This is a genomic window from Amycolatopsis vastitatis (genome assembly GCF_002234595.1).
Lineage (GTDB): Bacteria > Actinomycetota > Actinomycetes > Mycobacteriales > Pseudonocardiaceae > Amycolatopsis > Amycolatopsis vastitatis.
Map to the genome: position 1 here is coordinate 16,363 of NZ_NMUL01000078.1, position 13,600 is coordinate 29,962.

General features: G+C 71.1%; 12 protein-coding genes and 1 tRNA gene. 6 read left to right on the forward strand and 7 right to left on the reverse strand.

Annotated elements, in window-relative coordinates; translation table 11 throughout:
• Positions 1–154 precede the first annotated feature (154 nt).
• From CF165_RS46735 to CF165_RS46750, 4 genes are all read left to right on the forward strand, one after another.
• Positions 155–538, forward strand: coding sequence for a peptidase inhibitor family I36 protein (locus CF165_RS46735; RefSeq protein WP_093954054.1), 384 nt, complete (start codon positions 155–157; stop codon positions 536–538).
• A gap of 322 nt (positions 539–860) precedes the next feature.
• A tRNA-Arg gene (locus CF165_RS46740) sits at positions 861–937 on the forward strand.
• Between the two features lie 349 nt (positions 938–1,286).
• Positions 1,287–1,565, forward strand: coding sequence for a hypothetical protein (locus CF165_RS46745; protein WP_093954055.1), 279 nt, complete (start codon positions 1,287–1,289; stop codon positions 1,563–1,565).
• A 243-nt stretch (positions 1,566–1,808) separates the two neighbouring features.
• Positions 1,809–2,906 (forward strand): glycosyltransferase, encoded by a 1,098-nt coding sequence (locus CF165_RS46750; protein ID WP_143268871.1) that lies wholly within the window; start codon positions 1,809–1,811, stop codon positions 2,904–2,906.
• A gap of 39 nt (positions 2,907–2,945) precedes the next feature.
• On the opposite strand, the gene CF165_RS46755 is transcribed toward CF165_RS46750, so the two are convergent.
• The 4 genes from CF165_RS46755 to CF165_RS46770 form a co-directional block, all read right to left on the reverse strand.
• Positions 2,946–3,365 (reverse strand): VOC family protein, encoded by a 420-nt coding sequence (locus tag CF165_RS46755; protein ID WP_093954057.1) that lies wholly within the window; start codon positions 3,363–3,365, stop codon positions 2,946–2,948.
• A 27-nt stretch (positions 3,366–3,392) separates the two neighbouring features.
• A complete protein-coding gene (locus CF165_RS46760; protein WP_093954058.1) occupies positions 3,393–4,505 on the reverse strand; it encodes a nucleotide disphospho-sugar-binding domain-containing protein in 1,113 nt (370 codons plus the stop codon).
• A 63-nt stretch (positions 4,506–4,568) separates the two neighbouring features.
• On the reverse strand, positions 4,569–5,774 hold the full coding sequence (locus CF165_RS46765) for a cytochrome P450 (protein WP_093954059.1): 1,206 nt from the start codon (positions 5,772–5,774) through the stop codon (positions 4,569–4,571).
• A 116-nt stretch (positions 5,775–5,890) separates the two neighbouring features.
• Complete coding sequence (locus CF165_RS46770; protein WP_093954060.1) at positions 5,891–6,484, reverse strand: dihydrofolate reductase family protein; 594 nt, start codon at positions 6,482–6,484, stop codon at positions 5,891–5,893.
• A gap of 342 nt (positions 6,485–6,826) precedes the next feature.
• On the opposite strand from CF165_RS46770, the gene CF165_RS46775 reads away from it, so the two are divergent.
• On the forward strand, positions 6,827–8,071 hold the full coding sequence (locus CF165_RS46775) for a cytochrome P450 (RefSeq protein ID WP_093954061.1): 1,245 nt from the start codon (positions 6,827–6,829) through the stop codon (positions 8,069–8,071).
• Between the two features lie 68 nt (positions 8,072–8,139).
• Here CF165_RS46775 and CF165_RS46780 read toward each other — a convergent pair whose 3' ends face one another.
• From CF165_RS46780 to CF165_RS46790, 3 genes are read right to left on the reverse strand one after another with little or no spacing between them, the layout of a single operon-like run.
• Complete coding sequence (locus tag CF165_RS46780) at positions 8,140–9,648, reverse strand: long-chain-fatty-acid--CoA ligase (protein ID WP_093954062.1); 1,509 nt, start codon at positions 9,646–9,648, stop codon at positions 8,140–8,142.
• Positions 9,648–10,868, reverse strand: a complete 1,221-nt coding sequence (hemA, locus tag CF165_RS46785) for a 5-aminolevulinate synthase (protein WP_093954063.1) — start codon at positions 10,866–10,868, stop codon at positions 9,648–9,650. The genes CF165_RS46780 and hemA overlap by 1 nt, the downstream gene beginning before the upstream one ends.
• Before the next feature lie 8 nt (positions 10,869–10,876).
• Positions 10,877–12,430, reverse strand: coding sequence for a class I adenylate-forming enzyme family protein (locus tag CF165_RS46790; protein ID WP_093954064.1), 1,554 nt, complete (start codon positions 12,428–12,430; stop codon positions 10,877–10,879).
• A gap of 272 nt (positions 12,431–12,702) precedes the next feature.
• Between CF165_RS46790 and CF165_RS46795 the strand changes: the two genes are divergently transcribed.
• Complete coding sequence (locus CF165_RS46795) at positions 12,703–13,575, forward strand: class I SAM-dependent methyltransferase (protein ID WP_158226948.1); 873 nt, start codon at positions 12,703–12,705, stop codon at positions 13,573–13,575.
• Positions 13,576–13,600: the final 25 nt, after the last annotated feature.

The following is a 13,600-nucleotide window of genomic DNA, read 5'->3' on the forward strand; positions in this document are numbered from 1 at the left end:
GCCCCGTTCGCGGACTTGTGGACAACCGCGCCCGCTCCGCCGGCTTGTCCACAGAAACGAAATCGCGGGCTGACAACTCCCCGGCCACCCGCCAATCTGGAATCACAGTTCACCGCGGCCCGCGAGGCCGAGAATCCGCAAAGGGGAAACCACCATGTCTTCACGTCGTCTCCGCTTCCGCCTGCCGCACCTGCTGATCCTGGCCACCATCGGGCTTCTGACCAGCGCGGGAGTCGCCCAAGCCGCTCCCGGGCAGCCGGATCCGCCCTGCCGGAAGGGGGAGTTCTGCGTCTGGCAGGCCGACGGCTACGGCGGCGATGCGCAGCGATTCGACCTGCGCACCGCCAATCCCGAGGAATGCATTCCGCTACCCGCAGGATTCGAAGGATCGTCGTTCGCGAATCTCCTGAGCCGGGACGTCACGGTGTACCAGAGCGAGGAATGCTCGACCGAGGGGGATTTCGTCACCTACCCGGGTGGCGGCACGTTCGTGCCGGACGCACCCTTCCTGGTCCGCGGGATCCAGATCTGGGAGTGACGCCATGAGCTGGGCCCGCACCGCCGTCCGCTCCAAGGGGGAGCCGGCTCGCGGCGGCGGACGGGCCCGTCCGGGGCCGCTTCCCCGACAGCGGCCCCACCCCGTGGGCGCGCCTCCGCGGCACGGCGCGCCCACGGGCCCCAGCCGGAGCCGTCCCCGGGCGGGTCCCGTCGCCCGCCGTGACGGTGCCGCCACCGAGTCCCCCAATTAAGTCGAACGAGACCTGAAACGATTCGCCGGTGTCGAACGATCGAGAGGATGGCGACGACTAAGCTGCCGGTGCCGGGCGACCGGCATCGACCGGCAGCAGCCGTCGGCGCGGGCCCTCGTAGCTCAGCTGGATAGAGCAAGAGCCTTCTAATCTCTAGGTCGCAGGTTCGAGTCCTGCCGGGGGCGCCACCAGGGAAGACGTCGTGTGCGGCTGCGCACGACGCGCCCTGGCCACGTGACCGGCCCCACACCGGAACTGCTTTTCCCGCCGCCGTGCTCCCACAGTGGACGGTGGCCGCCGCGCATTCCCCCGCTGGGCAGACAGGTCCAGACGACGCACCGTGCGAGCGGCCAGGTGGCCCAACGATCCCAGGCCGAGTTCGTCTCGAGACAACCTTGTTATCCGGACGGCAAATCCGCCGGTCGCGCTTCCCCGCAACCGGGCGATCACACCGAGCAATGACACCGTCACCGGCGCAGCGACACGCCGACCCGATCGAGGGAGACATCCCACCCGTCAAGGAGGCGGAGACACACCGTGGACCACAACCAAACCGGCGGACGGCACCGGCGCCGTCGCGACAACAGCATCACGCGCGCCGCCCTGGACGAAGCCCGGCGCGCGGGCCTCGTCCAGCGGCACCTGACCAAACTGCGACGTCTGGCGACCCGGCCGGCGACGGCTCAGCCGGGCACCGCGCCCGGCATCGCGTGTCCGTCCACGACGGAACCCGCCGGGCTGCCGCCGGACAGGTTCCAGCCGGCCGGAACGGACCCGGCCGATCGCTCGCGACCGTCCACTTCGGAGGCAGCCTGACGCGGCCGAACTCAGTTGTCCCAGGCCGGTGAGCGTCCGATTCGGACAGCGCCAAGGGCACCACGGTGCGCCAGTCCTCGGCGGTGACCATCAGGCAATCCGCCAGGCGGCGGCGTTGTGGAGGAACCGGCGGCCCACCACCGCCACCGTGGATTCGACGTGACGAAAGGTCAATTCAGGAGAAGGGCGGAGGCCGGGCGGGGATAGCCTTGCCGTCACCGAATCCGCGAACCGGGAGTGGCCGTGCGCATTCTCTTCACCACCGTCGGTTTGCCCGGTCACTTCTTCCCCTTGGTGCCGCTCGCCTGGGCTTGTCGGGCGCGTGGGCACCAGATCCTGGTGGCCACGACCGACGATTTCCGGCCCACGGTCCTGCGCGCCGGGCTGCCGGCGTGCTCGTGGAGCAGCTCCGGCGGCATCGCGGACGTCGCCGCGACCGACGGCGTTCCGGCCGGGGAAAAGCGGTTCGCGCACGGCCTCGCTTTCGCGCAGATCGCGCGCCGGAGTCTTCCCGGTGCCGAAGCGCTCCTGCGGGACTGGCGGCCCGACCTGGTGGTCAGCGAACGTGCCGAGCTGGCCGGCCCGCTCGCGGCCTCCGCCGGCGGGGTGCCGCGCGCCGAACTGCACTGGGGTGCCGCCGAACTGCCCGAATACCAGGCCGCCTGGGAGGCCGAATGGGGTGGTCTCCCCTTCGGGGCCGCCGACGTCGTCCTGAATCCCTGGCCGCCGAGCCTGCGTGCGGCGTACGCCGAGAACCACCGGAGCATCCGTCACGTGGGCTACAACGGCGACGCGTCCGTTCCCGGCTGGCTGACCGGCAGCCGGCACCCGCGCCGGGTGTGCCTGACGTTCGGCACGCTGCTGCCCCATCTCGGTTCGCGGGACATCGGGGGACTCGTGGTCCCGCTGCTCCACCGGCTCGGTTCGCTGGGGGTCGAGGTCGTCGTGGCGATCGACGACCGGGTGGCCGCGACGTGGCCGGCGTTGCCCGGTCACGTGCGCCACGCCGGCCGGCTGCCCTTGGCCGAAGTGCTGAACACGTGCGCGGCGACCGTCAACCACGCCGGGCAGGGCACCTCGCTGACCGCGCTCGCCGCGGCGTGCCCGCAGGTGATGGTCCCGCAGTTCGACGACCAGTTCGACAACGCCGAAACCGTGGCCAAGGGCGGCCCGGGAATCGTGTTGCTGCCCGAGGAAACCACCACGGAAGCGATCTACCGGGCGTGCCGCACCGTCCTCGAGTCGGCCGAGTACCGGACCGCCGCGGCCCAGGTCTCCGCGGAAATCGCCACCCAGCCCAGCCCGGCCGACGTCGCCGCCACACTCGAAGACTGGTTCTGAACGCGCGAAACGGGAACAGCCGGCCTCGATCGGCGCGCGTCAGTTTCCGGCTTCGCCGCGGAAGAACCAGTGCACGCCGAACTTGTCGGCGAGGTGCCCGTAGATGCCGAACGGGACGTCGCGGAGCTCGTCGAGCAGGTCCGGGTCCGCTCCGGCGGCCAGTTCGTCGAACACCGGCCTCAATTCCGCGTAACCGCGGCCCGTGAAGTAAAGCGCCACCGTGTTCCCCGGTTTGGGGGTCCTCGTCGGGTGGAGCCAGTCCGTGGCCGAAAAACTCAGATCGCCGCTGCGCAGCTGGGCGTACGTCACTTTGCCGTGCTGTTCCTGCGGCAGCTGTTCCTTCATCGGCGTGTCGGCGACGCGGACGACCGTCAGCTCGCCGCCCAGGCATTGCCGGTAGAACTGCATCGCTTCGGCGCAGTTGCCGTCGAAAAGCAGAAACGGGGTCAGTTCTGGCATGGGTTCATTCCACCACAACCGCGCACTTCACCGTGGGAAATCCGTCAGCTCCGCCACCATGTCGGCGGGTGCGGGCAGCTTTTCGAATTCGTGACGCAGGTCGGTCGCGGCCGCCCGCAGCCGGTCTTCGGACAGCAGCCTTCCGATCGACTCCGCCGTGATGTCCTCGGCCGCGCCCGAAAAGCCGCAGCCGCGGCGCGTCACCGCGCGGGCGTTCACCTCGTACCCCAAACCTTCCGGCACCACGAACTGCGGGATTCCCGCCACGCACGCGGTGAGCATGCTGCCGCTGCCCCCGTGGTGGACGACAGCGGCACAAGTGCGGAACAGGGTCGCGAGCGGGACCCAGCCGGCGATCCGGATGTTCGGCGGCAGCGGGCCGAGCGTTTCCGCCGTGGCCTCGTCGACCGTCAGGACGAACTCCGCGTCGATCTCGTGGGCCGCCTCGACGACGCGGGCGAGCCGCGAGCCGCCGACGGTCGCCGCGGACACCTTGCCCAGCGTTACCGCGATCCTCGGACGCGCCGGCGGGTCGAAGGCCCACAACGGCGCGATCCCCGCGCCGCCGTAGGGGACGAAACGCATGCGCCAGGTCGGTGTCCCGCTCTCCGCCAGGCTTTCCGGGACGATGTCGACCGTCGCCAGCCGCTCCGGCAGCTCCACCCCGTGGCGCTCGAACGCCGACGGCGCGTGCTCGCGCAGGAACTCCGGGGCGTACCGCGCCGGCCCGAGGCCGTGGCCGACCGCCGGCACGCCGAGCACCGAGGCGGCCACGAGTCCCGCGTTGAACACCGGATCGTAGACGACCAGGTCCGGCTCGAGCCGTTTCGCGGCCGCGACGAAGGCGTCGACCTGGTTGTCCCACAGGCGCACCACCATTGTGCGCAGCTCGACCAGCTCTTCGGCGCTCAGGTGCGCCGACCGCTTGAACACCTGCGGCACGCTGCTGCGCAGCGGACGGCGCTCGGCCGCCACGTCCGGGATCGGGTCGACCACCGGCACCCCCGCGTCACGCACCACGATCGCTTCGTCGCCGGTGAGGAAAGTGACGTCGTGGCCGGCGGCCAGCAGCCCCCAGGCCAGCGGGACCATGTGGAACGCGTGGCTGATCCCGGGCAGCGGGACGAAGACCACCTTCACAGACCGTGTCCTCTCTGGTTCCCGGCGCGCGCGGGCGAAAGCCGGGGCGGACGGGGCGACCGCTCACCACTCGACCGGAAGCTCCTCGAGCGTCTTGATGAACATGCCCTGCTTGAACTTCAGCTCCGACTCCGGCACCGCCACGCGTACTTCGGGCATGTGCCGGAGGAGCCCGTGCAACGCTTCCTGCAATTCCATGCGGGCGAGCGACGCGCCGATGCAGTGGTGCACGCCGACGCCGAAGCTGAGGTGCTGATTGGCGGTGCGGGTGAGGTCCAGCCGGTCGGGTTCGGGGAACTGGTGGGGATCCCGGTTCCCGGAGTTGATCGCCTGCATGACGACAGCGCCCGCGGGCAGCCGCACGCCACCGAGCTCGACCTCTTCGGTGGTGACCCGCGGCAGGGCACCGCCGCCGTCGCTGAGCTGGATGAACCGCAGCAGCTCCTCGACCGCCTGGGGCACGAGTTCCGGCCTCGCCCGCAGCTTCGCGAACTCGCCGGGGTACCGCAGCAGGGTCAGCAGGAACATGTTGATGTGGCCGACCGTCGTCGCGTGCCCGACGATCAGCAGGCCCAGGCAGAGCACGACCAGCTCCCGTTCGGTGAGCCGGTCTTCTTCGTCGCGGGCGGCGATGAGCACCGACATCAGGTCGTCCGCCGGGTTCTTCCGCTTCGCCTCGATCAGCTCGCCGAAGTAGCCGGCGACGCGGTCGATCGTCGGGTCGAGCGCACCCGGGTCGGCGCTCCACCCGCCCATGACCGTGTCGGCCCAGTCGTGCAGGATGCGGCGCTCCTGCTCGGGCACGCCGATGAGGTCGCCGATCACCTGCAGCGGCAGGCGAAGCGAAAGGTTCTCGACCAGGTCGGCCGGCCGCCGCAGCGGCTGCATCGCCGTCAGCAGGTCGTCGACGAGCTTGACCACCCGCGGGCGGAGCGCGTTCACCCGGCGTGCGGTGAACGCGCTCGCCACGAGCCGGCGCAGCCGCGTGTGCTCCGGCGGGTCCATGCCGAGCATCGATTCCTTGGCCAGGCGGGCGATGCCGGTCAGCGGCACGTCCGGGCCGGCCGCGGCGGCGCGGCTGAAGCGCGGGTCCAAGAGCACTTGGCGGACGTCTTCGTACCGCGTCGCCAGCCAGGCGGTGTTGCCGTCCGGCGTCCTGATCCGCGCCACGGGCCGTTCCTCCCGCAGCCGCGCGAAAACCGGCGAGGGGTGGTGCACCGAGGACGCAGGGGGGAACGGGTACGCCAGCGGTTCCTCGATCTCGGTCATGCCTGAAGCACCTTCCCCTGGATGTGACCGTTCGTCCTTCACTCGCTCTCGCAGTGAACGATACGAGCGCCGGGGCACCGGGGCTTCTCTCCGAGTGCGCGGTCACCGCGCGGGGATCACGGCGTCTTCGGCCGCGTCCCGTTGGTGAAGGTCGCGATGACGACGCCGGTCGTGGTCGTCGTCGTGCCGGCGAGCTTGAACGCGGTGGGGACGAACCCCTCTTCGAACAGGCGCAGGCCGGTGCCGAGCACCAGGGCGTGGATGGAAAGGACGTACTTGTCGATCAGGTCGTGCGCGCCGAGTGACTGGATCAGCTTGCCGCTGCCCATGATGTGCAGGTCGTCGCCCGGTTCTTCTTTCAGTTCGGCGATCCTCGCCGGGACGTCGCCGCTGATGAGCGTGGAGTTGGGCCACTCGAGGGGCTCGGAAAGGGATTCGGAAACCACGTACTTCCGGGCGCTGTTGAGCGAGTCGCGGAACGCGCCCCCCTTCTTGTTCCAGTAGCTCATGATCCCTTCGTAGGTGCGGCGGCCGAAGAGGAAGCCGCTGCTGTCGTTCATCTCCTCGCCCCAGGCCTTCAGCATGACGTCGTCGGTGTCGGCGTCGGCCCACCCGCCGTGGGTGAACCCACCGCGGGTGTCTTCCTCCGGCCAGCCGGGGCCCTGCATGACGCCGTCCAAAGTGACGTGGTTGACGACTACGATGTCCATGACACTCCCGATGAGTCGGTGATACGCCGGGCGTGTTGGTGGCGTACCGGCCACGCCATGATGGCCATCGGCCGGTCACCGGCCCAGTCAACACGCCGTCACCGCCACCGTTTCCCCGATCCGGGGAAACTGCGCCGGCAACTCTTCGGCTATTCCCGGTTTTCGCCCGCGCGAAACAACCGCACGGTCGAAGGCGGGTCCGCAGGAGAGCAATGACGAATTAGCGCCCCGCGCGCCCGGCTGGATAGGTTCGGCGGCGTCGATCGTTTGTGTTCGTGTCGACCGGCGTGCCGCTCGACAACCACGGCCGCCGGTTTCCGCGGCGCCGGAAGGAGTTCGCCGATGAGTGTGGAACGTCCGAGTTGCCCGGCGGGCGCCGGGGGCGGTGACGCGGTCCCGGACTTCCCGCTCGGCCGCGCGAACGGGATCGGACCACCGCGTGGTTACGAAGCGTTGCGCCGGGACGAACCGGTCTCCCGCGTCCGGGTGGCCGACGGCCACGTCGCCTGGCTGGTGACCCGGTTCGAGGACGCCCGCCGGGTACTCGTCGACTCGCGGCTGAGCGCCGACCGCACCCATCCGGGCTTTCCCATGCTCGAACCGGTGACGCCGCAGTCTCGCCGCAACATCGCCGCGGTCGCCAAGTCCCTCGTGGGACTGGACCCGCCCGAGCACAACGTCCGGCGCCGCATGCTGATCACCGAGTTCACCTTCCGGCGCATCCAGCGGCTGCGGCCCTACATCCGGCAGGTGGCCGACGACTCCGTCGACGCGCTGGTCGCCGCCGGGCCGCCGGCGGACCTGGTGGCCACCGTGTCGATGCCGGTGCCCCTCATGGTGCTGTGCACGCTCCTGGGCATCCCCTACGCCGACCGTGAGATGTTCAAGGCACGGACCGCCGACATGGTCGGCCAGAACACCGAGCCGCGGCAACGCCAGCGCGCCGCCGCCGAACTGCGCGCCTACATGGACGAGCTCATCACCGCCAAGGAGGACGCACCGACCGACGACCTGCTCGGCAGGCTGGTCGTCAACAACCGCACCACGCGGGCGTTCGACCACGAGCTGATCGTGGGCCTCGCCATGACGCTGCTCGTGGCGGGGTACGAGACGACCACCGGCATGATCACCCTCGGCGTCGCCGACCTGCTCACCCACCCGGACCAGCTCGCCTACCTGACCGGTCACCCGGAAGCCGTCGAGCGGGTCGTGGAGGAGCTCCTGCGCCACGTCGGCGTCATCGACGCGATGCCCCGGGTCGCCACCGCGGACATCGAGGTCGCCGGGACGACGATCCGCGCCGGCGAAGGCGTCATCGTCTCCTTCGCCTCGGCGAACCGCGACCACCACGCCTTCGGCGAGCCCGACGTCCTGGACGTCGAAAACGGCACGCGCCGTCACATCGCCTTCGGCTACGGAGTCCACCAGTGCATCGGCCAGAACCTCGCCCGCGAGGTGCTGTGCACGACCTTCCGCGTGCTCTTCGACCGGCTGCCCGGGCTCAAGCTCGCCGCTTCGCTCGACGACCTCGAATTCAAGAAGGACACCAACGTCTACGGCATCGAAACGCTGCCCGTCGCTTGGTGAACCACGAAAACCGCGGGTGCCCCTCAAAAGGGGCACCCGCGGTTTTCCGCCGTGCGGACGGAAGTGCGTTACGCCGCCCGGCGCTCGTACCGCGCCGCGAGCTCGCGCTTGAGGACCTTTCCGCTCGGGCCGACCGGGAATTCGTCGACGAACTCCACCCGCCGCGGGTACTTGTACGCGGCCATGCGTTCCCTGCTCCACGCCGAAATCGCCGCGCCGAGCGCGGGCCCGGCCTCGGCCTCCTCGGTGGCCCGGACCACTGCGCAGACTTCTTCGCCGTAGCGGGCGTCCGGCACCCCGAGCACGGCCACCTGCGCCACGGCGGGGTGCCGCGCCAGCACCTCTTCGACCTCGCGCGGGTAGACGTTGTAGCCGCCGCGCACCACCATGTCCTTCTTGCGGTCCACCAGGGTCAGGTAGCCGTCCTGGTCCTTCACGCCGAGGTCGCCGGTGCGGAACCACCCGTCCACCACGGCGGCCGCGGTCGCCGCCGGCCGCCCGAGATAGCCGGCCATCAGGTTGTGCCCGCGCACGACGATCTCGCCGACCTCCCCGGCCGGGGCCAGGTCGACGCGGTCTTCGGGCTCCGGCCGGGCGATCTCGGCTTCGACCCCCCACACCGGCAGCCCGACCGTCCCCGGCCGGCGCGGCAGCCCCGGCTGGTTGTAGGCGATCACCGGCGAGGTCTCGGTCATGCCGTAGCCCTCGTAGATCGGGCAGCCGAACGCCGCTTCGAAGTCCTCGAGCACTTTGACCGGCAGCGCGGCACCGCCGGAGTACGCCCGCTCGAGCACGCCGCCGGACGGCGGCCCCGCTTCGAGGAGCGCGAGGAACATCGTCGGGACGCCCATGAACACCGTGCACCGGTGGGCTGCCAGCAGCTCGGCCGCCCCGGCGGCGGTGAACGACGGCATCAGCACCAGGGTGGCGCCGGCCCGGAAGCAGACGCCCATGCCGCAGACCTGGCCGAAGGTGTGGAACAGCGGCAGCGCCCCGAGCAGCACGTCCTCGGGCCCGAACCGGAACGGCGAAAGCATGGTCACGGTGATGTTCATGGTGAGCCCGGCGTGCGTCAGCATGGCGCCTTTGGGCCGGCCCGTGGTCCCCGAGGTGTAGAGCACCACAGCGACGTCACCGGGGGCGCGCGGCACGTAGCGCTCGATCGGCGTGGCCCGCCCGGCCCGCTCGGCCAGCTCGGACACCGGCAGCACGGCCACGCCCGCCCGCCCGGCTCCGGCCGCGCCTTCGCCGAGCAACTCGTCGGCGCAGACGAGCACGTCGGCCCCGGAGTCGCGCAGGACGTACTCGATCTCGCCCGCCTTCAGCAGCCCGTGCACCGGCACGACGGTCGCGCCGAGCGCCAGCGCGCCGAAGTAGGCCATCGGGAACCGCGGCGAGTTCGGCAGCAGCAGGGCCACCGTGCCGCCGGCGGTGACCCCGCGGGCGGCCAGCACGGCTGCGTACCGCCGCGCCCCGAGCCACAGCTGCCGGTACGTCCAGGTTTCCGGCCCGAAGACGACGGCGGGGTGCCCGGGACGCCGTGCCGCCGCGTCGGCGAGCACGGCGGCGAGCGACATCACGCGGCACGCACCGCCGTCTCACGGGCCATCCCGACCTCCGACCAGAGCCCGTCCAGCGCGGCGGCGAAGCGTTCGACCTCGTCGGTGGTGTGCGTCGCCGAGGGCGCGGCCCGGAGGATCTCCTCGCCCGTGCGCACGCTGGGCGCGTTGATCGGCTGGACGTAGATCCCGTGGCGCTCCAGCAGGAGCGCCGACAGCCGGCGGCAGCGGGCGTCGTCGCCGACGAACACCGACACGATGTGCGAGTCGGCCGAGATGAACGGGATGCCGAGCCCGGTGAGCCGTCGCTGCAGCAGGCGGGCGTTCTGCGCCAGGCGGGTGCGCTCGAGTTCCGAGCCGCGCAGGTGCTTGACGGCGGCCAGCGCACCGGCCGCCGTCGAAGGCGGCAAGGACGTGGTGAAGATGAACGAGCGCGAGAAACTGCGGACGGCGTCCACCAGGACCGCCGGGCCCGCGATGTACCCGCCTGCGGTGCCGAAGCCCTTGCCGGTGGTGCCCATGACGACGTCGACGTCCCCGGCGAGCCCCTCGCGCGCCGCGATGCCCGCGCCCTCCGGCCCGTACATGCCGACCGCGTGCACCTCGTCGAGGTACAGGACGGCGTCGTGGTCCTTGGCGATGCGGACCACCTCGGCCAGCGGCGCCACGTCGCCGGACATCGAGTACACCGATTCGAGCACGATCAGCTTCGGCCGGTCCGGGTGGGCGGCGATCAGCTCTTCGAGGTGCGCGGTGTCGTTGTGCCGGAAGATCTTCTTCTCCGCCTTGCTGTGGCGCAGGCCGTCGATGATCGACGCGTGGTTCAGCTCGTCGGAGAAGACGATCGTGTCCGGGGCGCGCCCGGCCAGCACCGACAGCGCACCGTCGTTGGCGGTGTAGCCGGACGGGAAGATGGCCGCCGCCTCCTTGCCGTGCAGCTCGGCGAGCTCCTTTTCGAGCAGGACGTGGTAGTGGTTGGTGCCGCCGATGTTGCGGGAACCGCCCGCGCCCGCCCCGAAGGCGTCCACCGCCTCCTTGACCGCGGCGAGCACGACCGGGTGCTGGCCCATGCTCAGGTAGTCGTTGCTGCACCAGACACTGATGTCGTGGTCGCGGCCGCCCGTCTTCGCCACCGCGCTCGGGAACCGGCCGGCACGCCTGCCGATCTCGAGGAAATCCCGTTTGCGGTTCCCGAATTCTTCCATCTCGCGGGTGAAGTGGTCGATGAGCGCGTTCATTGCGGAGTTCACCTTCCTTCCGACGTCCCGGCCGGCGCGGTCCGTCGTAGCTGTGGTTTGTCCGGCTTGCCCGTGTGGTTGAGCGGCATCGCGTCGAGCAGCCGGACTTCTTCGGGGGCGTGCAGCGCGGACAGCGCCGTCGTGACCCGCGCACGCACCAGGTCCGCGCCGACCCGGGCTCCTTCACGAGCGACGATCGCGGCGTGCACGTGCTCGTTGCGGTTCTCGTCCCGCACGCCGTACACCGCGGCCTGGGCGACCCCGGGGATCGCCAGGATCGCGCGCTCGACCGACGTCGGGTAGATCTTGATGCCGTTGGCCTTGATGACGTCGGCGATCCGGTCGAGCAGCCGGAGCCGTCCGGCCGCGTCGAGGACGCCGAGGTCGCCCGTGCGGTACCAGCCCTCGCGCAGCGCCTGCGCGGTGCGCTCCGGGTCCTGCCAGTAGCCGTCCATGAGGTGCGTGGAGTGCACGCACACCTCGCCGAGTTCGCCCACCGGCAGCTCCTCCTGGGAGCCGGGGCGGCACACCCGGACCTTGACGTCCGGGAACGGGCGGCCGACCGTGCTGAGCGCGGCGGGGTCGCCGTGGTCGGCCGGGGTAAGGCAGGAGATCGGCCCGCTTTCGTTGGTCCCGTAGCCCTGGACGAGGATCGGCCCGAACGCCTCGATGGCTTCGGCGATCTTGGCCGGGGAGGCGGGCGAGCCGCCGTAGATCAGCCGCTGGAGCGACCCGAGGTCCGGTTCTTCGCGCCGGTAGGCGTCCAGCAGTTCGTACAGGTGCGGAGTGGCCACGAACATCCGGGTGATGCCGTGCGCGGCCACGGCCCGCAGGACCTCGGCCGGGCGCACTTCGTCGTGCAGCACCAGCGTGCCGCCCGCCGCGAGCACCGCGTCGGCGACCGGACCGGCGGTGTGGCTGAGCGGGGTGGCGACCAGCAGCTTCGCCCCGGCCCCTTCGGTCAGGGACGCCCCGGTCGAGGTGAACCGGCTTTCCCAGGCCCGGCCGGACAGCTGGATGCCCTTCGGCTTCCCGGTGCTCCCGCTCGTCAGGCTGACGACCGCCGGTGCGTCCGGGGACCAGGCGGCGGCCCGCCCGGGGTCGCCCGCGGCCGGCCCGGCGGTCCGGATCACCGCGATCCGGCCGCCCGAGCGCTCGCTCAAGAGCGTGGCACGTTCTTCGTTTTCCGCGTCGGCGACCAGTTTCGCGGAGATCCGCAGCGCCATGTCCAGCTGGTCGCCGGTGGACAGCTCCGCCGCCGTCGTGGCGGCATTGGCCGAACGCAGGTAGCAGACCGTCGCGCCCAGCAGATGTGCCGCGTAGCGCACGGAAAGCGTGTCAGGGCCGTTCGGTGCGACGAGGACGCCCAGCATTTCCCCCGCACCGACTCCGTGCTCCCGCAGCGCCCGCGCGGTCCTGCCGACCGCGTCGGCCAGCGCGCCGGCGGACACCGCCCGCCCGCGCCAGTGCACGGCCGTGCGTCCGGGGGTTTCGGCCAGTCTCGACAGGATCCGCGCCGCGTATCCGGCGTGTCCCGACCACCATGCCTCCGGAACCGTCATGTGCCACCCTCGATTCTGTCGCGAAACTCGCGGCGGGCCGCGTGCGCGGCGGGGAAGGACCAAACCGACGCGCACGCAGTGCCTGGTCCATCCTGTTTTCTCCGCTCCGGCGCGGCGTCTCCCGGAATGCGGTGCGCCGTGGCCCGCGAGCAATACAGAAGGCGCAGTCGCGCACCGATTCGGGTGGAATCGACGAGAGCCTCCGTCTCCGCCGAGCGCTTCGGCGCGACGCGGGCGGCCGGGACTCCGCTGGCGAAAACCGAGGAGGAACGATGCCCGACAGGCACGAAGGAGACGCGAGGGTGGACAGCACGGGAACCCTGACCGGCGACGCCGGCGAGGCGGGCAAGCACGAAGTGCGCCTCGGCGCCGTCCAGCAGACGTTGTTCATCCCGCTGGTTTCCCGTGCGCGCGAGACGAACCGGTGGGGCCCGGTGCTGCGGGACCCGAAGGCCGTCGAGCTCGTCCGGGCCATCGGCTACGACACCAAGTACGCCGAGGTGCCCGGCGGCTGGGGCCCGGTGCTGCGCACCGCGGTCTTCGACACCTACGTCCGCGAGTTCCTGGCCCGGCACCCCGCCGGAACCGTGGTGGAGCTCGGGACGGGCCTGAACACCCGGTTCGAACGGGTCGACAACGGCCGGCTGCACTGGTTCGACCTGGACCTGCCCGACACGATCGAACTGCGCCGCGCGTTCTTCGAGGACACCGGCCGGCGCCGGATGATCACGGCGTCCGCTTTGGACGAAGAGTGGCTGGACGTGGTCGCCGGCTCCCCCGGCCCGCACCTGTTCGTCACCGAGGGGATGCTCGCCTACTTCTCCGAAGAGGACGTCCACGCGCTCCTGGCGCGCATCGTGCGCCGCTTCCCCGGCTCGTTCGTCGCCCTCGACACGTATTCCCGGCAGATGGTCGAACGCCAGCGGGCGATGGCCGCCGCCCGGAACGTCTCCGCGATGACGTGGGCCTGCGACGACCCGGGCGCACTCGAACACCTCGGCCTGGAGCTGATCGACTCGGCGACGATCACCAAGCCCCCGCGCGCGATGCGCCGGAAACTGCCGCTGCGCTACCGGATCAAGCTGCCGCTCGCCGACCGGGAGTACGGCAAAGCCGGGCGCATCGCCTTCTTCCGCACCGCCTGACGCCACCAGTCCGAGGCCGGCAGCA